Origin of the sequence: uncultured Sphingomonas sp. (genome assembly GCF_913778135.1) — a bacterium.
Taxonomy (GTDB): domain Bacteria; phylum Pseudomonadota; class Alphaproteobacteria; order Sphingomonadales; family Sphingomonadaceae; genus Sphingomonas.
Genome location: NZ_CAJYVU010000120.1, coordinates 1 through 22,764 on the forward strand (window position 1 = coordinate 1; position 22,764 = coordinate 22,764).

Annotated in this window: 23 protein-coding genes and 3 pseudogenes; 9 read left to right on the plus strand and 17 right to left on the minus strand. The window is 68.3% G+C overall.

Translation table 11 applies throughout. The features are described from left to right. From QZ847_RS11040 to QZ847_RS11075, 8 genes and pseudogenes are all read right to left on the minus strand, one after another. Window positions 1-1,487: pseudogene (locus QZ847_RS11040) on the minus strand (hypothetical protein); the annotation flags it as partial. Between the two features lie 44 nt (window positions 1,488-1,531). Further along, complete coding sequence (locus QZ847_RS11045) at window positions 1,532-1,957, minus strand: hypothetical protein (protein WP_294356501.1); 426 nt, start codon at window positions 1,955-1,957, stop codon at window positions 1,532-1,534. Window positions 1,958-1,959: 2 nt separating this feature from the next. Beyond that, a complete protein-coding gene (locus QZ847_RS11050) occupies window positions 1,960-3,279 on the minus strand; it encodes a FliI/YscN family ATPase (protein ID WP_294193175.1) in 1,320 nt (439 codons plus the stop codon). 15 nt (window positions 3,280-3,294) lie between these two features. Continuing rightward, entirely contained in the window at window positions 3,295-4,056 is a 762-nt protein-coding gene (locus QZ847_RS11055) for a FliH/SctL family protein (protein WP_294356502.1), read from the minus strand. 37 nt (window positions 4,057-4,093) lie between these two features. After that, a complete protein-coding gene (gene fliG, locus QZ847_RS11060) occupies window positions 4,094-5,116 on the minus strand; it encodes a flagellar motor switch protein FliG (protein WP_093006345.1) in 1,023 nt (340 codons plus the stop codon). Beyond that, a complete protein-coding gene (gene fliF / locus QZ847_RS11065) occupies window positions 5,113-6,810 on the minus strand; it encodes a flagellar basal-body MS-ring/collar protein FliF (RefSeq protein WP_294356503.1) in 1,698 nt (565 codons plus the stop codon). Before fliF ends, fliG begins: the two co-directional genes overlap by 4 nt. Before the next feature lies 1 nt (window position 6,811). Then, window positions 6,812-7,171: a flagellar hook-basal body complex protein FliE gene (gene fliE, locus QZ847_RS11070; protein ID WP_294356505.1), complete on the minus strand. Its 360-nt coding sequence runs from the start codon at window positions 7,169-7,171 to the stop codon at window positions 6,812-6,814. Continuing rightward, window positions 7,168-8,454, minus strand: coding sequence for a sigma 54-interacting transcriptional regulator (locus QZ847_RS11075; RefSeq protein WP_294356507.1), 1,287 nt, complete (start codon window positions 8,452-8,454; stop codon window positions 7,168-7,170). The genes fliE and QZ847_RS11075 overlap by 4 nt, the downstream gene beginning before the upstream one ends. Window positions 8,455-8,748: 294 nt before the next feature. Between QZ847_RS11075 and QZ847_RS11080 the strand changes: the two are divergent. Beyond that, a pseudogene (locus tag QZ847_RS11080) lies at window positions 8,749-9,453 on the plus strand (flagellin hook IN motif-containing protein); the annotation flags it as partial. A 954-nt stretch (window positions 9,454-10,407) separates the two neighbouring features. Next, a pseudogene (locus QZ847_RS11085) lies at window positions 10,408-10,674 on the plus strand (flagellin); the annotation flags it as partial. 288 nt (window positions 10,675-10,962) lie between these two features. Here the strand turns inward: QZ847_RS11085 and QZ847_RS11090 are convergent. From QZ847_RS11090 to QZ847_RS11130, 9 genes are all read right to left on the minus strand, one after another. Then, a complete protein-coding gene (locus tag QZ847_RS11090; RefSeq protein WP_294356509.1) occupies window positions 10,963-11,139 on the minus strand; it encodes a hypothetical protein in 177 nt (58 codons plus the stop codon). A gap of 100 nt (window positions 11,140-11,239) precedes the next feature. Continuing rightward, window positions 11,240-12,001 carry a sigma-70 family RNA polymerase sigma factor gene (locus tag QZ847_RS11095; RefSeq protein WP_294356511.1) on the minus strand — a complete coding sequence of 254 codons (762 nt, stop codon included), beginning with the start codon at window positions 11,999-12,001 and terminating at the stop codon, window positions 11,240-11,242. Next, on the minus strand, window positions 11,998-14,088 hold the full coding sequence (gene flhA, locus QZ847_RS11100) for a flagellar biosynthesis protein FlhA (protein ID WP_294356513.1): 2,091 nt from the start codon (window positions 14,086-14,088) through the stop codon (window positions 11,998-12,000). The genes QZ847_RS11095 and flhA overlap by 4 nt, the downstream gene beginning before the upstream one ends. 1 nt (window position 14,089) lies before the next feature. After that, a complete protein-coding gene (locus QZ847_RS11105; RefSeq protein ID WP_294356515.1) occupies window positions 14,090-14,968 on the minus strand; it encodes a lytic transglycosylase domain-containing protein in 879 nt (292 codons plus the stop codon). An 82-nt stretch (window positions 14,969-15,050) separates the two neighbouring features. Next, window positions 15,051-15,362: a flagellar protein FlgN gene (locus tag QZ847_RS11110; RefSeq protein WP_294356518.1), complete on the minus strand. Its 312-nt coding sequence runs from the start codon at window positions 15,360-15,362 to the stop codon at window positions 15,051-15,053. Next, on the minus strand, window positions 15,349-15,639 hold the full coding sequence (locus tag QZ847_RS11115; protein ID WP_294191016.1) for a flagellar biosynthesis anti-sigma factor FlgM: 291 nt from the start codon (window positions 15,637-15,639) through the stop codon (window positions 15,349-15,351). The genes QZ847_RS11110 and QZ847_RS11115 overlap by 14 nt, the downstream gene beginning before the upstream one ends. A gap of 69 nt (window positions 15,640-15,708) precedes the next feature. Further along, window positions 15,709-16,218, minus strand: a complete 510-nt coding sequence (locus tag QZ847_RS11120) for a flagella basal body P-ring formation protein FlgA (RefSeq protein ID WP_294356519.1) — start codon at window positions 16,216-16,218, stop codon at window positions 15,709-15,711. After that, entirely contained in the window at window positions 16,215-16,754 is a 540-nt protein-coding gene (locus QZ847_RS11125; RefSeq protein ID WP_294356521.1) for a flagellar motor protein MotB, read from the minus strand. The genes QZ847_RS11120 and QZ847_RS11125 overlap by 4 nt, the downstream gene beginning before the upstream one ends. Next, window positions 16,751-17,413 carry a MotA/TolQ/ExbB proton channel family protein gene (locus tag QZ847_RS11130; RefSeq protein WP_294356541.1) on the minus strand — a complete coding sequence of 221 codons (663 nt, stop codon included), beginning with the start codon at window positions 17,411-17,413 and terminating at the stop codon, window positions 16,751-16,753. Before QZ847_RS11130 ends, QZ847_RS11125 begins: the two co-directional genes overlap by 4 nt. A gap of 247 nt (window positions 17,414-17,660) precedes the next feature. Here QZ847_RS11130 and flgB point away from each other — a divergent pair, with 247 nt between their 5' ends. The 7 genes from flgB to QZ847_RS11165 are packed head-to-tail and all read left to right on the plus strand — an operon-like array spanning window position 17,661 to window position 22,732. Further along, complete coding sequence (flgB, locus tag QZ847_RS11135) at window positions 17,661-18,011, plus strand: flagellar basal body rod protein FlgB (RefSeq protein ID WP_093006324.1); 351 nt, start codon at window positions 17,661-17,663, stop codon at window positions 18,009-18,011. A 4-nt stretch (window positions 18,012-18,015) separates the two neighbouring features. After that, window positions 18,016-18,423, plus strand: a complete 408-nt coding sequence (flgC, locus tag QZ847_RS11140) for a flagellar basal body rod protein FlgC (RefSeq protein WP_019517543.1) — start codon at window positions 18,016-18,018, stop codon at window positions 18,421-18,423. A 2-nt stretch (window positions 18,424-18,425) separates the two neighbouring features. Then, window positions 18,426-19,091: a flagellar hook capping FlgD N-terminal domain-containing protein gene (locus QZ847_RS11145; RefSeq protein ID WP_294191013.1), complete on the plus strand. Its 666-nt coding sequence runs from the start codon at window positions 18,426-18,428 to the stop codon at window positions 19,089-19,091. Between the two features lie 31 nt (window positions 19,092-19,122). Continuing rightward, window positions 19,123-20,367, plus strand: a complete 1,245-nt coding sequence (locus tag QZ847_RS11150; RefSeq protein ID WP_294356522.1) for a flagellar hook protein FlgE — start codon at window positions 19,123-19,125, stop codon at window positions 20,365-20,367. A 23-nt stretch (window positions 20,368-20,390) separates the two neighbouring features. Next, window positions 20,391-21,143, plus strand: coding sequence for a flagellar basal body rod protein FlgF (flgF, locus tag QZ847_RS11155; RefSeq protein ID WP_294191011.1), 753 nt, complete (start codon window positions 20,391-20,393; stop codon window positions 21,141-21,143). Between the two features lie 60 nt (window positions 21,144-21,203). Further along, entirely contained in the window at window positions 21,204-21,992 is a 789-nt protein-coding gene (gene flgG, locus QZ847_RS11160; protein ID WP_093006316.1) for a flagellar basal-body rod protein FlgG, read from the plus strand. A gap of 26 nt (window positions 21,993-22,018) precedes the next feature. Continuing rightward, complete coding sequence (locus QZ847_RS11165; RefSeq protein WP_294356524.1) at window positions 22,019-22,732, plus strand: flagellar basal body L-ring protein FlgH; 714 nt, start codon at window positions 22,019-22,021, stop codon at window positions 22,730-22,732. Window positions 22,733-22,764 lie beyond the last annotated feature (32 nt).

The window sequence follows — 22,764 nt, forward strand, 5'->3', positions numbered from 1 at the left end:
GCTGCCCCCGCCGTCGTCGTCATTGCTTGCGTCGCGGGAACACGCAGCTGCGTGGGCGAGAGCCTGAACGCTTGTTCGGGAGCACTGACCGACGTGGCTGTTCCCGCCGATGTCGCGAGCGGCAATGGCGCGCCGGCAATGATCGGTACGCGCGCGTCCGCGCCCGCAACGAACGTCTGACTGCTAGCCGGAACGTCCGATTGATGTCGATCGGTCGGGCGCACGCCGCGAACGCGCGGCAACCCGCGCGCGACCGGCTCCGCGAGCGCAGCAGTGGCGCTGGCGGACGGAGCCATATTCAACGGCGAAGCACCAACGCCGCTGTGGGTAGCCGATATCGGGGTATCCACGGGCACCGGCGCCGCAGGCTTGTTCTCTGCCCGGGATGTATCGGCTGGCAACGGAATTGGCATCGGCGTCAGCGTTGCGCGCGGCGATGCTGCGCGACCTGCCTCAGGCAAGGCGACCTCTGCATCGAGAGGCGCGACCATGGCAGGAGTCGCGCCGATCGCCAGCGGATGCACCCCGGCGTCGCGCGGCGCGGGTGCGATGGCGCCCTTGACTACCTCGATAGGTGCGTCGTTCGACACCGCGCGGACGGGGGCGCCGGCCACCCGAAGCGTTTCTGGTGCTGCATGCTCGGAGAGCGGCACAACCGCGTGCGCGAGCGTCGTGCCGGATGGCCCCGACCCCGCAACCGGAGGAGCGGACGCCATTGCGCCAGCAGTCGGAACCGCATTCTCGCGGGCGTTGGCGGCGCGCTGCGATCCCGTATCGGCGGGCGGAGCGATCGTGGCCTCTTCCGCAGGAACGCCATGCAACACCTCGGTCGCTGCCGTTGTCACCTGAGCGGATGGCGGCATGATCGGCATTGTCGCAGGCGCGATCGCCGGCTGCGAAATCATGCCGCCGCGCTGACCCGAACCCGGCTGCTGCGTATCGACCGGCGCATCATCATCCGCCATTTCACGCGTTGCATCGTCCGCGGGCGTGTCGACGCCCGGCAGATGGTCCTCGGGTGCGCTGGTCGTGATTGGCGTCGAGGCGGTTTGAACCCGAGATGCCGCGAGCGGCAGCGCGGTCACATCGGTCTTCATGTCCGAAAATAGCGCTGAGCGGTTGCCGATCACCGCTCTCGCCGGCGCAGCGCCCGCCCCGACGATCGTCGCACGCGTTGAGGACGCAGGAATGCCGTTTGCGGCCGTTGGCGACGACGCGGCGACGCTTTCGCGTGCAACCTGCTCGGCCCCACCGCCCACATCCGCCAGCATGGGGGCGAGCCAGGCTAGTGCATCCACGTCACCTGTCGCGACCGGCAGCGTGTTGCCGCTGCCGGCGATTGCTTGCCGCCCGCTCGCCGCGGGAACCACCGCCGCCTGCGCCACTCCGAGATCCGGGAACGGCGCGAGGGTCGCCACTCCGATCGGCGCGGACGCGCCCGGCAGGGTGACGGCAGTGGTCGACAACAGGCTGGCAATCGCGGTCATGGAAGGCGTATGAACTCACCGGCAAGAGGATACCGGTGAGTGGATCAGCAAGGATCGTGCCGGTTCTTCCGCGGCGTCCCCGGCAGGTCCTGGAGCGCGCGTAGCTCGGCCTCGATCAGCGCCTGCTGCCCGCGTTCGATCAGCTTCTCGATCGCGCTCTGGTCGCGCTTGGCCGATTGCGTCGCGGCGACCGTCCGCTCGGCCGCCTGCTCGGCGGTGCGGACGCGGTTGTTCGCCGCCTCGGCGGAGCGTTGCAGCCGTTCACGGTAGTGCGCGCTCGCCGCCAGCGCCATCGCGCCCGCCTCGGTCCGGGTCGGCGCGACCGCGGCGGCGAGCTGCGCGATGCGCCCTGCCAGCGCCTGCTCGCTCGCCACCTGCTCGCGCGCGCGTGCCTCGTCGGCCTGCGCCAGTCCCAATTGCAGCGTACGAACGCGGTGAACGCGCGCGAGGCGTTTGGGGTCGAGCGCCACGCTCAGGCGTCGCCGAACACGCCGGTCAGCTCGGCAACCGCATCGGCCAGGTTGACCGACTGTTCGGTGTCCTGCCGCACGAACTCCATGACCGCTGGATGATAGGCGATTGCGGCGTCGATCGCGGGATCGCTGCCCGAACGATACGCGCCCATCAGCACGAGATCGCGGTTCTGCTCGTAAGTCGCCAGGTGCCGCCTGAGCGCGCGCGCCGCCGACAAATGCGGCCGCTCGGCGATGTCGGTCATCACGCGGCTGACCGATTTGGAGATGTCGATCGCGGGATAGACGCCGGCCTCCGCCAGCGCGCGCGTCAGCACAATGTGTCCGTCTAGGATCGACCGTGCCGAATCGACGACGGGGTCGTTGCCGTCGTCGCCGTCCGCCAGTACGGTGTAGATCGCGGTAATCGCGCCGCCGGTGTTGACGTCCGACCCCGCGCGCTCGATCAGATTGGGCAGCATCGCGATGGCGGAGGGCGGATAGCCGCGCGCCGACGCGGGCTCGCCCAGCGCCAGTCCGATCTCGCGCCCGGCGTGCGCGACGCGGGTGAGCGAATCGATGATCAGCAGCACGTTCTTGCCCTCGGCCCGGAAGGCCTCGGCAATCGCGGTCGCGCGTAGCGCGCCGCGGATGCGCAGTACGGGCGAGTGGTTGGCCGGGACCGCGACCACGACCGAGCGCGCGCGCGCCTCGCCCGCGACCTTGGTTTCGAGAAAGTCGGCGACCTCGCGGCTGCGTTCGCCGATCAACCCAATGACGATCACGTCGGCTTGGGCCGCACGCACCATCATGCCAAGCAGCACCGACTTGCCGACGCCCGATCCCGCCATGATGCCGACGCGCTGCCCCTGACCGATCGTCAAGAGGCCGTTGATCGCGCGAACGCCGACATCGAGCGGTTCTAGCACGCGCCCGCGGTCGAGCGGTGACTGCATATGCCCCGCGAGCGGCCACTTGCCGGCACCGCGGATCGGGCCCAGTCCGTCGATCGGCTTGCCCGCACCGTCGACGACGCGGCCGAGCATCGCCGCGCCCACCTCCGCCTCGCCCGCCGGCCCGCTCGGGCGCACCGGCGCCTGCGGCAGCAGCGGAGCGGGGCCGCCCAGGTTCATCATCAGCGTGCGACCGTTACGGAACCCGATCACTTCGGCCTCGACATGGTCGCCGACGCGGCAGACGGTGCCGACCGGCAGCGACAGGCCCACCGCCTCCATCAGCAACCCGTCGTAGGAAGACAGCCGCCCCGACACACGCGCGCGCGGCGCGAAATCGGCGTTGGCGATCGTGTCGAGGTAATCGCCCGAGAAACGGTTGAGCATGGGTGTGTCGGCCGATCAGGCGTGAGTGGGGAGCGCGACGCGGTCGATCGCGGCGGTCAGCTGGTCGAGCCACATTTCCGGTCCGTCCTCGACGATCGTCGAGGCGGCCTCCAGCACGAAGCTGCCGCGCGCAACCTGCTCGTCGCCGACCGCGAACACGGTCGCGGGCAGGTGCCCGTCGAGCAGCGCCACATCGTCGGGATGGACGCGCAGCATCGCCGACTCGCTCGCATCCGCCAGCAGGTCGGTCGCCGCCTCGACGCGCCGCGCCAGCAGCTCGGCAGAGACGCCCGCCTCACCGATCACGCGCGACACGAGTGTCATCACAGTGGCGCGCAGCCGCCCGGCGAGCAGGTCGCGGTCGAACCCGCTTGCCTGCGCCAGCGCGGCGGCGAGCTCGGTCAGCATCGCACCATCGCGCGCCGCAGTCGCCTCCATCTCGGCACGCGCCGCGGCAACGCCCTCGGCGTAACCCTGCTCGCGCGCGGTCTCGACCGGATCGATGAAGGGCGTCGGCTCGGCGTCTGCGTCCATCGGATCCCAGCCCGCGGTCGGATCAGTGTCGCGGTCTGCGGGTGAGAAGTGCTGCGGCGCGGGCGCGCCCGCCGGTGCGGGTGAGAAATGCTTCGGCCCGCCGCCGAACGCTTCCTCGATCCGCGCGATCAGCTCGGCCGGGGTAAAGCCGGAGGCGCGCGTCGCGTGCGCGTCGGCCAGCGCCATCGCGGCGGCGTCGCGGCGCGCAGGGAAACCGACGACGAAACCGCCAGCATCCGCCATCGATGACCTCGTCTGTGTATGTGCGTTGAACGAAGTCTCAGACATAATCGTCGTCGCCCGCGCCCATCTGGATCGTGCCGTCCTTCGCAAGGTTGCGCGCGACCTGGATCATCGCCTTCTGCGCTTCCAGCACGTCGGTCAGCTTCATCGGCCCGCGCGCTTCCATCTCGTCGCGGATGCCGTCGGCGGCGCGCGCCGACATGCAGCCGAGGAAGCGGTTGCGCGCAATCTCGTCGACGCCCTTCAGCGCGCGCGTCAGCACGTCGCCGTCAACGTTGCGGATCAGCGTGCCCAGATTCTTGTCGTCCATGTCGAGCAGGTTGTCGAAGACGAACATCGCCTCCTCGATCTGCTTGGCGACATCGCGGTCGAGCTTGAACAGCTTGGGCATGACACGCTGCTCGGTCGCCTTGCGCGCGCCCTGCAACAGCTTCGCCGCCTCGCGCGTGCCGCCCAGTTGCAACCCTTGCGCCGGGCCACGACCTGACCGCGTCGCGGTGCGGTTGGCGATCATCTGGCGCAATGTCTCGACCGCCTCGGGCGTGATCGGGCCGAGCTTGGCAATTCGGTGCAGGATGTCGGGCTGCACCGCGTCGGGCAGCAGTTCGAGCACCTGGCTGCCGACCGCGGGATCGAGGTTGGCGATCAGCACCGCGGCGATCTGCGGATGCTCCTTCTCCAGCATCTGCGCAATCTCGGGCGCGTCGAGCCAGTCGAGCAGCTCGATCTCGCACGCGGCCTCGGCCGGCGTGATGCGCGCCAGCACGCTTTCGGCCTTCTCCGGCCCCAATGCGCGGTTCATCACCGCCGCGACGTGCGGGCGCGGATCGAAGGCGATGCCGTTGCGCTCACGCGCGCGACCGACGAAATCATCGAGCACCAGCTCGACATCGTCCTCGCTGACGTCGGCGACCGCGAACATCGCGCTACCCAGACGGCGAACCTCCTCCGGCTCCAGCTTCTGTAGGATCGCGGCGGCTTCCTCCTCGCCCACCAGCATCATCAGCACCGCGGCGCGTTCGACGCCGGTGAAGTGGCGCATCGGCAGTTGCTCGCTCATGACTTCGCGTCCGCCATGATCATGTCACGCACCGCCAGCGCGGCGCGCGCGGGATTGTCGCGGGTGAAGCCGCGCACCGCGCCGATCTTCTCCTCGTAGCTGCGGCTGGCGGCGATCTGCTCAAGGCTGACCGGCGGGGCGACCGTAATCGCGGGATTGCCGTCGGCGTCGACCGCGGGCAGCGGATTGCCGTCCTCGTCCAGCGTTTGCGGGGCAGCGAGCGCGGGCGTTGCATCTTCGCGCTTCTTCATCAGCACCTTGGCGATCGGCCGCACGCCGAGCAGCAGCACGAGCAGCGCGATGACGATCGCGGTCACATTGCGCGCCAGCACCGGCAGCCAGTTGTTGTCGTACCACGCCGGGCCGGTCTTCGCCGCATCGTCGGCGCCGGCGAACTTGCGGCTGATGACCGTCACCTGATCCTGCCGGTTGCCGTCGAAGCCGACCGCGGATTTCACCAGGCTGTCGATCTGCCCGATCTCCATCGCGGTGCGGCGACCCTTCTCAGGGTCGCGCAGCAGCACCGCGACCGACAGTCGCTTGATGCTGCCCGGCGCCGCGCGCGTAACCGAGACTTCCTTGCCGAGGTCATAGGCGCGCTGGAACGAGTCGGATTGCTTGTTCGCGTCGGGGGCAGGGCCACCAGCAACCGGGGCGCCCGCAGGCGTGCCGGGGTTGCCGGTCGCCGGCTGCGGCGTCGACAGCTGAGAGGCGGGCGGGGGCGTGTTGCTCAGCGCACCCGGTATGCCGCCCGGCGCCTGCGTGTTCGCCTGATTGCCGGTCCAGTTGCCCGTCTCGGCGCGCAGGATACCGTTCTTGTCATAGCTCTCGCGCGTGGCGCTGGTCTCGTCCATGTTGACGTCGGCCTGCACCTCGGCGGTGAAATTGCCCGCGCCGACCAGCGGGGTCAGCAGCGCGTTCAGCTGCTGGCGTACCTTGTCCTCGACCTGCCGCTGCACGCGCAACCGTGCGTCGCCGCTGTCGCTTGCGCCGTCACCCGACTTGCTCAGCAACGCGCCCAATTGATCGACCACCGTCACCGCATCGGGCTTCATCCCCGGCACCGACGAGGCGACTAGATTGACGATCGACGATACCTGCGCGTCCGACAGCGAGCGCCCGGCCTGCAACTTGATGACCACCGACGCCGACGGCGCGGCATTGTCGCGCACGAACACGGTCGATTCGGGCACCGCCAAATGGACGCGCGCCTCGGCGACCGCGTCGATCTCCTGGATCGAGCGCGCGAGTTCGGTCTCGCGCGCCTGGCGCAACCGCTCGCCCTCAACCGCGCGGCTGACACCCATCGGTAATTGATCGAGGATCGCGTAGCCGCCCGGCGCGGCCTTGGGCAGTCCTTGACCCGCCAGCAACAGCCGCGCCTTGGAATAATCCTCCTCGTTGACGGTCAGCGTGCCTGCGCCGTCGTCGATGTGGCTTGGGATGTTCGCGGCGGTCAGCGCGCTGGTGACGGCTGCCTTGTCGCTGTCGGGAAGCCCGGCGAACAGCGTCTTCTGCGGCGGCGTCGACAGCGCCGACCAGGCGAGCCCGGCCGCGCCGATCAGACCGACCATCAGCGCCATCGGGCCCGCGCGCCGAACCGCGGGTTGCGCGAGCGCGCCCTGGATCTGCCGCAGCGGGTTGGCGAACCTCTCGGGCACGAGATTCGTGGAGGGGGCGAGTGCGTTGCTCATGTCAGACCGGCATGCTCATGATGTCCTTGTAGGCGGACAGGATCTTGTTGCGGACCTGCATCGTCGCCTCGAAGCCGACCGATGCTTCCTGACGTGCGAGCATCACCTTGGCGATGTCGATCGTCTCGCCGCGCTCGTACTGCTCGGACAATGCGGTTGCGCGCTGCTGACCGTCGTTCACCTTGGCGAGTGCGTTCTGCATCGTGTCGGCGAAGCTGGTCGGCGCGGCCGCGGTCGCGCTGTCGATTGCGGGTGCCGCTGCGGCGGTGTTAGCGCGCTGCAACGCGCTGTTGCGCTCCAGGATCTGCGCACGCAGCGCCATCACCCGGTCGACGCCGCCGACGCCTCCGATCGCGCTCATGCGCCCACGACCCGTAGCGTGGCGAGGTCGTCACCCTGCTCGCGCGCCTTGGCGAGCCGGTAGCGCAGCGTGCGCTCGGAAATGCCGAGGCGCTTCGCCGTTTCAATCCGGCTGCCGCCGCACGCCGCCAGCGTTTCGCGGATCTTGGCGAATTCGGACAGCTGCACGACCTGACCCAGCGTGGAGGGCGCGTCGATCTGTTCGGCTACCGGCAGCGCGGCAGGGGCTGAAGCCGGACGGTCGAATAGGATATGGCTCGCCTCGATCGTTTTCGCATTTCCGGCGAACAGCAGCGCGCGCTGGATCACATTCTCCAACTCTCGCACGTTGCCGGGCCAATCGTGTGCCAAGAGCGCGGCGATCGCCTCGTCCGACGGCCACGGCACGGTGGCGCGATTCCCTGCATGGCGCAGGATCATCGTCGCGGCGAGTGCTGGAATGTCCTGCGGCCGTTCGGCCAGCGCCTTGGTCGTCAGCGGGAACACCGACAGGCGGTAATAGAGATCGGCGCGGAAGCGACCCGCGGCGACTTCGGCCTGCAGATCGCGGTTGGCGCAGGCGATCACGCGCACGTCGACCGGCACCGGCTGCGTCGCGCCGATCGGCACCACCTCGCGCTCCTGCAACACGCGCAAGAGCTTCGCTTGCAGACCGATCGGCATCTCGGCGATCTCGTCGAGCAGGATCGTGCCGCCGTGCGCCGCGCGGAAGAAGCCGTCACCGGCCGCGGTCGCGCCGGTGAAGCTGCCCTTGACGTGCCCGAACAGCATCGCCTCCAGCATCGTCTCGGGCAGCGCGGCGCAGTTCAGCGCGACGAACGGACCATCCGCCCGCGCGGAGTTCGTGTGGATCGTGCGCGCCAGCACTTCCTTGCCGGTCCCGGTCGGCCCGTTGATCAGCACGGTGATGTCGGCCTCGGCCACACGCTCGGCCAACGCCAGCAGCGCCAGGCTCTCGGGATCGGCGGCGGTCGGCAGCGCAGGTCCGCCAATCAGCGCGCGCGCGAACGCGTTGCCGACCGCGGCGTCGCGGTGCGCGTAGCTGATCCGCGCCGGCTGTCCGTCGCGGAACGGCTGTACGCCGGGCGCCTCGCCCTCGTCGACGCGCGCAACGATCAGCGTGCGCGCCGGCACCGCCATCGCCTCGCCCTCGGCGACCAGATGCCCGGCGCCTGCCTGCGCGCGGCCGCCCGGCAGCTCCACCGCAAAGCCCTGCGCGCGCAAGGACGACACGAGCGTCAGATGCTCGTTCATCACTCTCGCCGATGGCACGATCGAACGCATTGCAACGATTCCCCCTTGTTCGTGACACTTCTTTGCGGCCGAATTGGTTAACGCTGCGTATCGTTGCCGGTGGAACGGCAGATATTTTCCGGGCGCGGCCGCACAGGCACGCGCGGGATGTATCTACACACGGGCGAGGGCGCGCGAGGGGCCGTGCCCGGCATCAGGCCGCGGCGGATTTTCTCACGAAAAGTCGCTTAAGCCTGCCCGCACCCGGTCGTTTGATGCGGTGACGGCCCGACGAAACGTGAAGCGGGCCCGGCAATCTCGATTGAAGGGGACTTCACCGTGACCGTGATCAATTCCAATATCTCTTCGCTGCGCGCCGCCAACGCGTCGACCATGGCGAGCAAGTCGCTGGCGACCTCGATGGAGCGCCTGTCGACCGGCAAGCGCATCAACTCGGCCAAGGACGATGCCGCCGGCCTCGCCATCTCGAGCCGCATGACCAGCCAGATCAAGTCGATGAACGTCGCGGTGCGCAACGCCAATGACGGCATCTCGATGGCGCAGACCGCGGAAGGCGCGCTCAGCGAAGTCACCAACATGCTGCAGCGCATGAAGGAGCTGGCGACCCAGTCGGCCAACGGCACGCTCGGCGCGTCGGACCGCAAGGCGCTCCAGGCCGAGGTCACGCAGCTGACTTCGCAGATCAACGACATCGCGAAGACGACGAACTTCAACGGCCTCAACCTGCTCGACGGTTCGGTCAAGGACCTGAAGCTTCAGACCGGCACGAACTCGGGCGAGTCCGTTTCCATGACGGTCGGTGCAGTGTCGGCCAGTGCGCTTGGCCTGACCGGCTACCGCGTCGAGGGTCAGCTGACCACCGGCCGCGTCGGCAGCCTTGCTACGCTGGCCAAGGGCGATATCCAGCTGAACGGCAAGGACGCGCTCGCAACCGATCAGTCGGCCGCGACCGACACGGCCAAGGCGCTCGCCACCGCGATCAACGCCAACACGTCGAAGACCGGCGTGTCGGCTACCGCCTACAACACGCTGACGAGCGGCACCGTATCGTCGACGGGCGTGGCCGACGGTGAGTTGGAGATCAATGGCATCGGCGTCACCGGCGCGAGCGCGGATGAGCTGGTCAAGAACATCAACCGCGACGTGGCCGGCGTCACTGCGACGCTCAAGGACGGCAAGATCACGCTGTCGAATGACACCGGCACGAAGATCAGCATCGGCGGCACTGCCTCGTCGAAGGGCGGCTTCACCGATGGCGACTTCGAAGGCTTCGTTGCGCTCAACAGCCAGAACGGTGCGGCGATCAGCGTGTCAAAGGGCGACGCGGGCGCGGCAGACGATTTCGCTGCCTTCGGTCTGAATGCCACGGGTGCCAACGGATCGGTGACCGGCATTGGCGCCAGTGCGGACGCGCTGGCGGCGGGTGACGACCTGCGCATCAACGGTGTGTCGATCGGCAAGTCGAGCGATGCCTCGGCTGCATCGAAGGCAGCGGCGATCAACGCGGTGTCGGGCCAGACTGGCGTAACCGCAAGCGCGAGCAACCAGGTCACGCTTGATGTCGACCTTGCGAACGTTGCTGCGGACAAGTTCAGCATCAATGGTTCGGTCATCGACTTGACCGGCGCGACCGATACCGCTGGAGCCGTCAAGGCGATCAACGACGCGAACGTGTCGGGTATCAAGGCATCGACTGATGCGAATGGCAAGCTGGTGCTCAGCTCGGACACCGGACAGGACATCACGGTCAAGGACACGGGCACCTTCACCACAGCGGTCAAGAACGCCGACGGCTCGGCGGGCGTCAGCGACGGCTCGGCGGCCTCGCGCGGAACGATCACGCTGTCCTCGCCGAGCGGCTCCGACGTTCGCGTCGAGGGTTCGGCGGCCACGTTGACCAAGGTGGGTCTCACCGCGCAGGGCGGTAACGACGACACAGTCGCCGGTGCGCTCTCGATCGAGACGCAGGCGGGGGCATCGCGCGCCATGTCGGTGATCGATGCCGCGATGGACAAGATCTCCGCCAGCCGCGGTGACCTGGGTGCGATGCAGAACCGGTTGGAAGTGACCGTCAACAACCTGACGACCACCTCGACCAACCTGTCCGACGCGCGCAGCCGGATCGAGGACACCGATTTCTCGACCGAGACGACCAGCCTCGCCAAGGCGCAGATCCTGTCGCAGGCATCGACCGCGATGCTGGCGCAGGCCAACCAGTCGGCGCAGGGCGTGCTGAAGCTGCTCGGCTAAGCCCGACCCTGCCTTGGGGTGAAACGAAGCCCCGGCGGTCACGCGACCGCCGGGGCTTTCGCTTGTGCAAGGCGCATCCGGCGCTGTCCTACACGCGCGCGGTACGCCAGGGCGCCACTCCGCTACTCTTTAACATCGCTATATTCGCCCGCGCGCAGCCGCGCGCGCCCGCGCACATGCGTAGGCGCGTGACCTTCGGAACTTTCCGGGACCTTTCGCGCGTGCCACCGATGACGACATGCGGCACTCAGTCAACTTGCCTCGACGACGCTCGTCTCGACCGGTTAGCTACTCGCCGCCCTGCACGGTCAGGTCGTCGGTATCCATGTCGGTGCCGTCGTCGTGCGCGGCCGTGTCGTCGTCGTCCTCGGCCGGGCGGCGCTCCGCTTCGTGGCCGATCGGGACGCCGCTCGCATCCACGTCGCCGATCGGCTGCTCGGGTTCGGGGCTACGCTGGTCGGTCATCTGATCTCTCCTTCGCACCCCAAACGCACCGCGCGCGCAAAAGAAACCCCGCCGGCGCTTGGGGCGCGGGCGGGGCAGGTCGGGAGAAGTCAGGGCAGCGTCAGCGGCGCAGCATCGCCTTCTTGAGCTTGGCATGCGCGGCGCCCTTGATCTGGCACACGCGTGCGGCACCCACACCCAGCACCTGGCCGATCTCGTCGAGGTTCAGCTCCTCGACGTGATACAGCTGGATCACCAGCTGCTCGCGCTCGGGCAGGCTGGCGATCGCCGCGATCAGCGCGTCGCGCTGCTCGGCTTCGGCCAGTTGCGTGAAGGCGTCGGGCTCGTCGCTCGCGAACCACGGCTGGTCGTCGGCATAGACCTCGTCGATCGATTCATACTTGATCGCGTCCGCACTGGCATAGTCGCTGCGCAGCTTCTCGATCGAAACGCCGAGCCGATCGGCCAATTCGCGCTCGACCGGCGCGCGGCCGAGTTCATGCGACAGCGCGTTGGTCGCGCGCGTGAATTCGCGTCGACGGCGGATCGCGCCGCGCGTCATCGCGGCGTGGCGGCGCAGCTCGTCGATCATGCTGCCGCGCAGCCGCGTGGTCAGATATTGCTTGAACGTCACCTGGCCGCGATCTTCCCAGCCCGACGCCGCCTCGACCAACGCGACCAGCCCGACCTGGATCAGATCCTCGACCTCGACCGCGGTCGAGACCGAGCCATGGACATGCCATGCGATCCGACGGACGAGCGGCAGATGCGCCTGCACCAGCGCCGCGTCGTCACGCGCGCGTACGCGCGGACTATAGGTGAGGGGGGGCGTCGCGACAGGCTGCGCGTCGGCGAACGCGTTCCGCATGGGCTCGGCGCTCATGCGGCGAGCGCCTGCTGGTGGCCGACATGCGCGGGTTGCGCCGCACCGCCGATCACGGCGACGACCTCGACGGCCTTGTCCTCGGGTACTTCAAAGAAGCTCATGACAGGGGTATCCGGCAGAACGGTTCGAACGAGTTTGCGCACCGCCACGCGGATCGCGGGCTGGACGACGAGTGCGAAGGGCTTGGCCTCGGCGATCATCGGCTGCGCCGCGGCTTGCAGCGCGTCGACGATGCGGCGACCCAGATCGGGCTCGATCACGTGGCGGCGCGACGGATCGGCGCGGACGGCTTGGCCGAGCAATTGCTCCAGCCCGCCTTCCAGCGTCATCACGCGCAGCGGCTCGCGCACGCCCGCCAGTTTCTGGATGATGAGGCCACCCAGCAGCGGCCTTGCCAGCTCGACGATCTCTTCGGCATTGGCGCTGTGCTGCGCCGAGGCCGAGATCGCAGCCGCAATGCGGCGGAATTCTTTCAAGGTGACGCCTTCCGCCAGTAGCGCGCGCAGCACCGCGGTCAGCGTGGTGAGCGGCAGCGGGTTGGGCGACAGCGACGCGACCAGCTGCGGCGAGCGCTCCTTCAATCCATCGAGCAGCGCCTGCACCTCGTCCGCACCCAGCAGGTCGGACGAATTGGCGCCGAGCGCGTGGTTCAGATGCGTCGCGATCACGGTGCCCGCGTCGACCACCAAATAACCCTGACCGGTCGCGGCATCGGCGTCGCCCGGTGCGATCCAGGTCGCGTCGAGCCCGAAGGTCGGATCCTTTGCCTTCTTGCCCAGCAGCTCACCGAAGCCCTGCCCGGTGTCGAGCGCCAGCATCTCGTCGGGCGACACCTGATCCTCGCCGACGCACACGCCGCCCAGCATCAGGCGATAGGTGTAGGGCGCGAGATTGATGTCGTCGCGCACGCGGACCTGCGGCACGACGAAGCCGAGCTCCTTCGACAGCTGGCGGCGAACCCCGGTGATCCGCGCCATCAGCGGCGCACCGCGGCGCTCGTCGACCAGCGGCACCAGGCCGTAACCGATGTCGAGGTTGACCATCATGCCCTCGGTCACCTCGTCCCAGCCGATCTTCGACAGATCGGGTGCCTCGGCGACGGGCGCCGGCTCGGCGGGGGCAGGGCGCTTGGCGATCTGGTTGAGCTTCCACGCGGCGAAGCCGGCAATCGCGGCGATCGGCAGGATGACGAGGTGCGGCATGCCCGGCAGGATGCCGAGCAGCGTCAGGATCGCGGCAACCGGCGTCCAGGTGCGCGCGGAGCCGAACTGGCTGCCGATCTGGCCCGCCAGGTCCTTCTCCGACTTGACGCGGGTCACGATCGAGGCGGCAGCGATCGACAGCAGCAGTGCGGGCACCTGCGCGACCAGCGCGTCGCCGATCGCGAGCATGGTATAGGTCTGCGCTGCCTTGGCGATGCCGAGCCCGTGGCTGACCGGACCCAGGATCAGTCCGCCGACGATGTTGGCGGCGAGGATCAGCAGCCCCGCGACCGCGTCGCCCTTCACGAACTTCGACGAACCGTCCATCGATCCGTAGAACTCGGCCTCGGTCGCGACATCGACGCGGCGCTTCTTGGCTTCGTCTGGCGTGATGAGGCCCGCGTTCAGGTCGGCGTCGATCGCCATCTGCTTGCCGGGCAATGCGTCGAGCGTGAAGCGCGCCGACACCTCCGACACGCGGCCCGCGCCCTTTGTCACGACAATCAGGTTGATGATGACGATGATCGCGAACACGAACAGGCCGACGACATAGTCGCCCCCGATCACGAAGGTGCCGAACGCCTCGATCACGTGGCCCGCGGCCGACTCGCCCTCGTGCCCGTGGACCAGCACGACGCGGGTCGACGCGACGTTCAGGCCGAGCCGGAACAGCGTCGCGAACAGCAGCACGGTCGGAAACGCGGAGAAGTCGAGCGGCTTCTCGGCGTTCAGCGCGACCATCAGCACCGCCAGGCTGATCGTGATGTTCATGATGAAGAAGATGTCGAGCATGGCGGCCGGGATCGGCACCACCATCAGCACGACGAGCAGCAGGATCGCGGCGGGCAGCGCCGCCTGACGCGCGTTGGCGAGCAGCTTCATGTCAGCGGCCCCCCATCGACGCGAGCATCAGATAGGCGAGCCGCGCATTGTCGGGGCTGGGGCGCAGCAGCGACGCCTGGCTTGACGCCTGACCCTTGATCTGGCCCCCCAATTGCCCGAGCGTGGAGCGCGCCCATGACAGCGCATCGCTCGCGCTCTCGCCCGCGCCGGTCACGACCGTGGCATCGCCACCCATTCCCAGCGCCTGCGCGGCGAATTGCATCGTCGACAGGCCGCCGGTTGAAGCGACGCCGCTGCCCGACGCGTCCGCGCCGTCACCCAGCTTGCTGGCGAAGCGTTGATAGACCTCGGACAACGAGCGTGCGCTGCCGTCGCTCGAATAGAAGACGCTGCGGTTGGCGTGCGCGGCGGCGGGGAACAGGCTCGCGGCATCGCGCCCCGGATTGTTCGCCATCGCCGACAGGAACTGCTTGGCGCCGCCCAATCCCAGGAAATGCGCCATGTAGAGGTCGGTGCCGGTCGCGGTGCGCCCGGTCGCGCCCTCAATCGCGGCCTTGTTGTCGCTGGCGTGCTCTGCCGCCATCAGGCTGGCGACCTCGGGATCGTTGCGAAGCCCTAGCACCGCCTGGCGATTGCCGCCGGCGACGACGTAGCGCCCGCCGACCTTCTGGATGCTGTCGGCCGCCCAGCTGAGCCCATGCTCGCCGCCGTGCTGCTTCATCACCGCGAGCCAGCTCTGCTCGATGAATTGGTACAGCCCGCTCGCTGATGAGGTGCCCGCGCGTGCGTTGGCATTGAAGCCGCTTTCCAGCTTCGCCTGACCCATCAGGTAATCGAAGTCGATGCCGGTACGCGCCGCCGCCCGCTGGATCGCGGAGGTGACGCGCTGGCTCGCACTGGTGATCGCGGAAACGCTCATGCTGATCTGAAAAGGCCCTGTTACGAGCCGGACGATCAGCAAGGGTCGTGCCAAGCGCGTTCACGCGCCTTGGCAGCGCGCCTCAGGCGTAGGCGAGCTTGCCGCGGCCGTAGGCGCCGGCATTGTCACCGGACAAGACTTGCAGGCGGCGGCGAACATTTGCCGCCATCAGGTTCACGTAGATGCGGCAGGTGTCGTTCAGCCGGTCGGCTTCTTCCGCCAGCCCGCGAAGTTCGGGGGTGGCAGGGCCGTCGCCAAGTGTCTGCAAGGTTTCGATCGCGCGCAGCTTGCCGCTGGTCGCGCGTTCTAGGCCCGCGACATCGTTGGTCTTGAGCGCGGCGATCTCGGCGTGAAGCGCGTCGATCACGCGGACCAGGGCATCACGACGCGTCATGCGACATCCACTCGTATTTGGCGGCGATCAGCGCGTCGGCGACGCTGGCGGGCGACAAGGGAAAGCGACCGTTCTCGACCGCTTCCTTGATCAGCGCGATCCGCGTCACGTCCATCGGCGCGGACGCGGCCATGACACGCGCCAGCGTGGGTGCGGCGGCGGCGGGAGTCTGTGCAGGCGCGGTCGTCACCGCGGGCGCGGCATTTGCCACCCGCGTGACTGCGCCGATGCGCAGATCGTTTGCCTTGATCGTCGTCGGTTTGACCGATTCCACCATGTCCGCACCTGTTGGTTGTCGCTGACATGCAGAGAAACGGCCGTTGCGTGGCGGACTTTAGTAGTTTTTTCACTCGCTCCAGCCGGGCAGCGTCGCGCGGCCCGCGTCGACCGCCACCGCCTGTACCGGACGCGGGGTGCCGTCGACGCGCACCATGAAGCGCGCTCCGGGCGCGGCATCGGCGATCGCGACGCCCTCGCGGGTGATCGAGAAGCCTTCGGACCCCGCCTCGATTGTAACGGGATCACCGCGGCGGATGACGGGCGGCGCGGCCTTGGGCGTCATCGCCGCGCCCGCATTCATCACGGCCGGTGTTGCCGGCGCGGCGCGCGGCGGCGCCAGCACGGGAACGAAGATGCGCCAATCGGGACCGGCGCAAGACACCACTACCGCGTCATGCGCCTCGCTGCGCCACGAAAGCGCGACGGTCGGGCATTGCGCCAGCCGCAGCCTTGGGTCGACCGGCGCGCGCGCGCCGCCTTCGCTGCCGACCGGCCGCGCGGTGAACGCGGCCACCGCGCGGTCGAGCGAGCCGGTGTCTTGGAACGACGCGGCGGCGAGTAGCGATAGAATGATCATCGTGTTCCTTCCTCGCCGACGAAGGCGAGCGTGATGAGAACCTGGCGCGCGGGGCGGGTCCCTGGGTCGGCATTGGATATCTGCGTGCGCTCGATCGGCACGCCGGCCTCGGCCAGCGCGGCCGCGACCGCGCGCGCGCGATCGGTGGCGAGCAGCGCGGCGCTGCCGCTGGCGGGGTCGACGTCGCCAGCGCTGCCGTCGGTCGCGCCGCTCACGCGCAAGGCGACACGCGGATCGCGAAGTTCGGTCCGCGCCCAGGCAGCGAGCGCGTTTGTGTCGGTCGGCACGCGCGCCGAACCGCGCTCGAACCCGGAGACGATCTGCGCCGCGACCGCAAGCGGCGGCGGCTCGACGCCCAACCCCGCCGACACCGCGCGCGCGATCACGCGCGGGTCGAGTTGCCGATTGGCCTCGAGCAGCACGAAGAAGCCGACGAGCAGCAGCGCCAGATCGGCGAGTGTCATCAGCCACAACGGGCGCGACGGCGCGGAGGCCGGAAACTCGTCATCGAGCGAGTGCCGCACGAGCGCGCTCACGCCGCGTTCGCCCGGATCGCGGTGACACCGCTCGCACGCGGTGCCTCGCGCACTGCCAATGCGACCAGTGGCGCGACCAGCCGTTGCCGCTCGGCCGCCTCGACCCGCGCTGCGGCGCGCAGCCGCGCGGCGATCGGTAGCGCAATCAGGTTGGCGACCAGCGCGCCGTAGAGCGTGGCGAGCAGCGCGACCGCCATCGCCCCGCCGATCGCGGCGGGATCGCTCATCCGCGTGAACATCACGACCAGTCCCACGATCGTACCGACCATACCCATCGCCGGTGCAGCCTCCGCCGCGCCTGCCCAGCAATCGGCGGCGGCGAGGTGGCGCTCGATCCGCGCGCGGCGGCGCGCGTCGAGCTCGGCGGCGATCACCTCGGGTGCGAGGCCGTCGACCACGCCCGCGATACCACTCGCGACATCGGCATCGGCGATCACGCTGCGGTCGAGCGCCATCGCGCCGTGACGCCGGGCAATGCGGTCCTGCGCGGTGATCTGTTCGAGCAAGGAGGTGGCGGAAAAGCTTCGCCGCGCCAGCACGCCGAGCGCCGCGACTGCGCGCCGAAGGTCGGCGAACGGCGTGCGCAGCGCAGTGGCGAGCGCGGTGCCGCCGATCACGATGGCAAGTGCTAGCGGGTCGAGAAAGGTGCCGGGTGTCATCGCGCTCGCCTGTGCAAGGCGCGGGCCAAGTGCATCCGGCAGCACGACGTGCTCGGTAACCACGAGCCGGACCATCAGCACTGCCGCCGGCGGCAAGCGCGATTGCCGGCAACCGGCAAGGCTTTGCCGCTTACGCCCGGCGAAGATCGGGCATCGCAGTTCACCCGCTGTAGACGGAAAAACTGGCACGCGCTTTGCTGATGTTCCCGCGAGCGCCTCGTCCGGCGCATCGCAGGAGGCAGTAAACATGGCTGGCGACAGTCTGTTCGGGGTACATGGATCGGCGTTGGAGGTGCGGGCGCAGCGCATGGGCGTGCTCGCGTCCAACATCGCCAATGCGTCGACGCCGGGCTTCAAGGCGCGCGACGTCGACTGGAAGTCGGCGCTGGCGAGCGCGACCGCGACCGGCAACGTCGACGCCGGCATCACCGCGCAGACGAAGTACCGCGTGCCGAGCCAGCCGAGCATGGATGGCAACACGGTCGAGCTCGCCTCGGAACAGACCGCCTTTGCCGAAAACGCTGTCCAGTATCAGACGACGCTCTCGTTCCTGAACGGGCGCATCGGCCAGATCACCCGCGCGCTGAAGGGGGAGTAAGCACGTGAGCACACCCGTCACCATCTTCCAGACCGCGGGGCGCGCGATGTCCGCGCAGCTGACGCGGATGAACACGAGTGCGTCGAACCTGGCGAACGCCGGCAACGTCGCCGGCTCGGCCGACGCCGCCTACAAGACGATCAAGCCCGTGTTCCGCACCAGCTTCGATGCCGCATCGGGGCTGTCGACGGTCGATGTCGAGCGCATCGTCACCGCGGGCGAGACGCCGACCAAGCGCTACGACCCCGCCAATCCGATGGCGGACAAGGACGGCAACGTGTTCGAGGCCGCGGTCGATGAATCGCGCGAGCTGGTCGACATGATGGAATCGGCGCGCACCTATCAGAACAACGTCGAGGTGATGCAGACCGCCAAGTCGCTCATCATCGACACCCTCAAGCTGGGCCGCTGACGATGACGACGATCACCAATACAACCGGCACCAGTGCGGCGACCAACGCCAACAAGGCGCTGACGGGTGCCAAGACGACGCTCGACCAGGGCGACTTCCTGAAGCTGATGACCGCACAGATGAAGAACCAGGACCCGTTCAACCCGGTCGACAACACGCAGATGGTCGCGCAGATGGCGCAATTCTCCTCGCTCGCCGGCATCACGCAGATGTCGACGACGCTGCAGGCGATTTCGGACAAGCTGGGGGCGACGACGACCGCCGACGCGGTCAGCTATATCGGCAAGACCGTGCTGACGCCGGGCTCGACCGCCTATGCGCGCACGTCGGGCGGGATCGCGGGCGCGATCGAGCTGGGCGGCGCGGCAAGCGACGTCGGCGTCACCATTACCGATGCGAACGGCATGGTGCTGAAGAACCTGTCGCTCGGCGCGAAATCGGGCGGAACGGTCAGCTATGACTGGAACGGCAAGACCGACGCCGGCGAGGATGCGGGCTCAGGTCCGTTCACCGTCAGCGTCGCGGCGTCGAACGGCGGGCAATTCGTGTCCGCGACCAACCTGGTCTGGGCGCCGGTTCAGTCCGTCTCCACCGCCACCGGCCAGACCGTGCTGACCGCACCGGGTCTGGGCGAAATTCCTGCCAGCGCCGTTCGCCAGATCGGCTGATCACCTTTCCCTCTTTCTCGGAGTAACCCTCATGTCCTTTTACACCTCGCTCTCGGGCCTGCAGGCCGCTCAGACCGATCTCTCGACGATCAGCCACAACCTCGCCAACGTGTCGACCAACGGGTTCAAGAAGTCGCGCAGCGAGTTCGCCGACGTGATGGCGTCGAACTTCACCTCCGACCCGCGCCGCATGATCGGCTCGGGCGCGGTGCTGCAACAGAACCGCCAGCAGTTCAGCGAGGGGAGCCTGCAGACGACGGGCAATTCGCTCGACCTGACGATCTCGGGCGACGGCTTCTTCGCAGTGAAGATGCCGAACGCAGTCGGCACGCAGGCGTATACGCGCAACGGCGCCTTCTCGCTCGACACCAACCGCTTCATCACCGACTCGCAGGGCGGCCGCTTGCAGGCCTATGCGGTCGAAACCGACGGCACCGTGCCCGCGAACAGCCAATTGGGCGACGTGAAGATCCCGCTGAGCAGCGGTGATGCGACCGCGACCACCGCAGTGACGCTGAAGATGAAGCTGAACGCGGCGGCGGCGGCGCCTGCGACGGCCACGTTCAACGCAGGCGATGCGTCGAGCTACAACACCTCCACCAGCACCTCGATCGTCGACAAGGCCGGCAACACCACCACGCTGACGAATTACTTCGTCAAGGGTGCCGCCGCGGACGCGTCGGGTGCGACCACGTGGACGATGTACAGCTACGCCGCGGGCGCCCCGCTCAACAACGGCAACGGCACGCCGGTCACGTTCGACGGCGACGGCAACATGACGACTGGCGGCACGACCGCGCTCGCATTCGCTCCCGCGGCAGACGGCACCACGCGCACCATCGCGCTCGACCTCGCCGGCAGCACCGCGGCCAAGCAGCCCTTCTCGGTCGTGTCGCGCACGCAGGACGGCAAGGCGAAGGGCGAGTTCTCGGGCGTCGCGGTCGACGAAACCGGCATCATCACCGCCAGCTACTCGAACGGCGACAGCATCAAGCTGGGCAAGGTCGCGCTCGCCAATTTCGTCAACCCGACAGGACTGAAGCAGAACGGCGGCAATTACTGGACCGCGACCGGCCTGTCGGGCTCGGCCACGATGGGAAGCTCGAACGAGAACGGCTACGGCAAGCTGATGTCGGGCACGATCGAGGGATCGAACGTCGATATCACCGAAGAGCTGGTCAACCTGATCGCGGCGCAGCGCAACTTCCAGGCGAACTCGAAGGCGCTCGATACCGCGAGCCAGATCTCGCAGACCATCTTCAACATCCGCGCCTAAGCGATCGGTCGGGAGCAGGATAGGTGGACAAGCTCGTCTATACCGCGGCGACGGGCCTGCGCGCGCAGATGGCGGCGCAGGCGGCGATCGCCAACAACATGGCGAACGCGTCCACCACCGGCTTTCGCGCCGACCGCGTCGTGTTCGACCGCATCACGCTGTCGGACGGCACGCAAACGCTGTCGGCACGCCAGCCGACCGCGGAGGAAGTGACCGACGCCGACCGTACGCCCGGCGCACTCCAGCAGACCGGGCGCAACCTCGACGTCGCGATGACGGGCAACGACACCTGGATGAGCGTTCAGGCGGCGGACGGCAGCGAGGCGTACACGCGCCGCGGCGACCTGTCGGTGACGCAGTCGGGCACGCTCCAGACCGGCGACGGCTATCTGGTGATGGGGCAGTCAGGTCCGATCACGATCCCGCCATATCAATCCCTGTCGATCGCGGGCGACGGCTCGATCTCGATCGTGCCGCTCGGCGCCGCAGCGACCGAGACCACCGTCATCGACAAGATCAAGCTGGTGTCGGACAAGGGTTCAACCACGGTCAAGGGGCTCGACAACCTCCTACACGTCAAGGGCGGCGGCAACCTGCCCGAGAACCTCGACGCGAAGCTCGCCTCGGGCGCGCTCGAGGGGTCGAACGTCGACATGACCAAGGCGCTGGTCGACATGATCGAGAACCAGCGCAGCTACGAAGTGCAGGCGAATCTGCTGAAGGAAGCCAAGTCGATGGACGAGTCGAGCGCGTCGCTGATGCGGCTGCCGACCTGACGCGACGCTTCCACCGCTGACCCGCCCGAACCGACCAGATAACCGAACAGGAACCGCCTCATGACCACCGCCGCCATGCACATCGCGCGCACCGGGCTCGACGCCCAGGACATGCGGATGCGCGTCATCTCGAACAACCTCGCGAACGTGAACACGACCGGTTACAAGCGCGACCGCGCGGCGTTCGAGACGCTGTCGTACCAGGTCGTGACCGCCGCAGGCGCGGCGTCGAGTGCGGAGAGCAAGTACGCGACGGGGTTGAACCTCGGCACCGGCGTGCGCGTGCAGGGCACCGCGCGGATGGACACGCAGGGTGCGACGCAGCAGACCGGCAACTCGCTCGACATGATGCTCGACGGCGACGGCTATTTTCAGGTCCAGCTGCCCGGCGGCGAGCTCGGCTACACGCGCGCGGGCAATTTCTCGCGCTCGCCCGAGGGGCAGCTGATCACCAGCGAGGGCTATCAGGTAATGCCCGGCATCAACATTCCACCCAACGCGACGCAGGTGACGATCGGCCTGGACGGCACTGTATCGGCGACGGTGCCGGGGCAGACCGATGCGCAGAACCTCGGCCAGATCCAGGTCGCAAGCTTCCCCAACGCGGCGGGTCTGCAGAGCACCGGCGACAATTACCTGCGCGAGACCGCATCGTCGGGCGCCGCCAACCTGGGCGTCGCGGGCGAGGACGGCCGCGGCAAGGTGCGCCAGGGCGCGCTGGAGGCCTCCAACGTCAACGTGGTCGAGGAACTGGTCGACATGATCGAGACGCAGCGCGCGTACGAGGTCAATTCGAAGATGATCTCGGCCACCGACGAGATGCTCAAATACGTCAACCAGAACATCTGACGGCAATACAGACGATGGCCAGCCGCATGCCCCATTCCATTTCCGCACACTGGATCGAGCTCGCGCTCGGTGTCACCGCCGCAGCGCTCGTCGCCGCCGCCGTCGTGCCGTCCTCGGCCGATGCGAAGCTGTTCGGTTCGAAGAAGCCGGCGGAGGATTTCACCGCGGTGCGCGCGCCGATGGTGCCCGCCGCGCCACCGCCCGCCGACGGCGCGATCTTCCACGTCGCGGATGGGTACGGCGCCTTGACCGAGGGCTGGCGCGCCCGCCGCGTCGGCGATCCGCTGACGATCGTGCTGGTGGAACGGACCGCTGCGTCGAAGACTGCGTCGTCGAAGCTCGATTCGGCCGGCAGCGGCGGACTGACCCCGCCCGCTACGGGTCCGCTGTCGTTCATCGATCCGGGTTCGATCCGCGCCAGCGGCAACCGCAACTTCAACGGTGCGGGCAGCGCCGACCAGGCCAATTCGCTCTCGGGCGAGGTCTCCGTCACGGTGGCGCAGGTTTACCCCAACGGCACGATGCTGGTGCAGGGGCAGAAGCGTGTGACGCTCAACCGCGGCGACGAATACGTCCGGATCAAGGGATTGGTGCGGATGGCGGATGTCGACATCAACAATCGCGTCCCCTCGACCCGCGTCGCCGACGCGCAGATCGCCTATACCGGCAAGGGCGATGTCGCTCGCGCCAGTCGCCAGGGCTGGCTGTCGCGTTTCTTCAGCGTGATCTCGCCGTTCTGACACCAAGCGTTAGCGCCGTGGTAACCATGCTC

Excerpts from the sequence above, each read along its gene's own strand:
- QZ847_RS11105 (WP_294356515.1), bottom strand. The coding sequence starts at position 14,968 with ATGAGCGTTTCCGCGATCACCAGTGCGAGCCAGCGCGTCACCTCCGCG.
- QZ847_RS11075 (WP_294356507.1), bottom strand. The coding sequence starts at position 8,454 with ATGCGTTCGATCGTGCCATCGGCGAGAGTGATGAACGAGCATCTGACG.
- QZ847_RS11165 (WP_294356524.1), top strand. The coding sequence starts at position 22,019 with ATGCCCCATTCCATTTCCGCACACTGGATCGAGCTCGCGCTCGGTGTC.
- fliG (WP_093006345.1), bottom strand. The coding sequence starts at position 5,116 with ATGAGCGAGCAACTGCCGATGCGCCACTTCACCGGCGTCGAACGCGCC.
- QZ847_RS11130 (WP_294356541.1), bottom strand. The coding sequence starts at position 17,413 with ATGACACCCGGCACCTTTCTCGACCCGCTAGCACTTGCCATCGTGATC.
- flhA (WP_294356513.1), bottom strand. The coding sequence starts at position 14,088 with ATGAAGCTGCTCGCCAACGCGCGTCAGGCGGCGCTGCCCGCCGCGATC.
- QZ847_RS11050 (WP_294193175.1), bottom strand. The coding sequence starts at position 3,279 with ATGCTCAACCGTTTCTCGGGCGATTACCTCGACACGATCGCCAACGCC.
- QZ847_RS11090 (WP_294356509.1), bottom strand. The coding sequence starts at position 11,139 with ATGACCGACCAGCGTAGCCCCGAACCCGAGCAGCCGATCGGCGACGTG.
- QZ847_RS11115 (WP_294191016.1), bottom strand. The coding sequence starts at position 15,639 with ATGGTGGAATCGGTCAAACCGACGACGATCAAGGCAAACGATCTGCGC.
- QZ847_RS11110 (WP_294356518.1), bottom strand. The coding sequence starts at position 15,362 with ATGACGCGTCGTGATGCCCTGGTCCGCGTGATCGACGCGCTTCACGCC.
- QZ847_RS11095 (WP_294356511.1), bottom strand. The coding sequence starts at position 12,001 with ATGAGCGCCGAGCCCATGCGGAACGCGTTCGCCGACGCGCAGCCTGTC.
- QZ847_RS11145 (WP_294191013.1), top strand. The coding sequence starts at position 18,426 with ATGACGACGATCACCAATACAACCGGCACCAGTGCGGCGACCAACGCC.
- flgB (WP_093006324.1), top strand. The coding sequence starts at position 17,661 with ATGGCTGGCGACAGTCTGTTCGGGGTACATGGATCGGCGTTGGAGGTG.
- QZ847_RS11150 (WP_294356522.1), top strand. The coding sequence starts at position 19,123 with ATGTCCTTTTACACCTCGCTCTCGGGCCTGCAGGCCGCTCAGACCGAT.
- QZ847_RS11055 (WP_294356502.1), bottom strand. The coding sequence starts at position 4,056 with ATGGCGGATGCTGGCGGTTTCGTCGTCGGTTTCCCTGCGCGCCGCGAC.
- flgG (WP_093006316.1), top strand. The coding sequence starts at position 21,204 with ATGACCACCGCCGCCATGCACATCGCGCGCACCGGGCTCGACGCCCAG.
- fliF (WP_294356503.1), bottom strand. The coding sequence starts at position 6,810 with ATGAGCAACGCACTCGCCCCCTCCACGAATCTCGTGCCCGAGAGGTTC.
- QZ847_RS11120 (WP_294356519.1), bottom strand. The coding sequence starts at position 16,218 with ATGATCATTCTATCGCTACTCGCCGCCGCGTCGTTCCAAGACACCGGC.
- fliE (WP_294356505.1), bottom strand. The coding sequence starts at position 7,171 with ATGAGCGCGATCGGAGGCGTCGGCGGCGTCGACCGGGTGATGGCGCTG.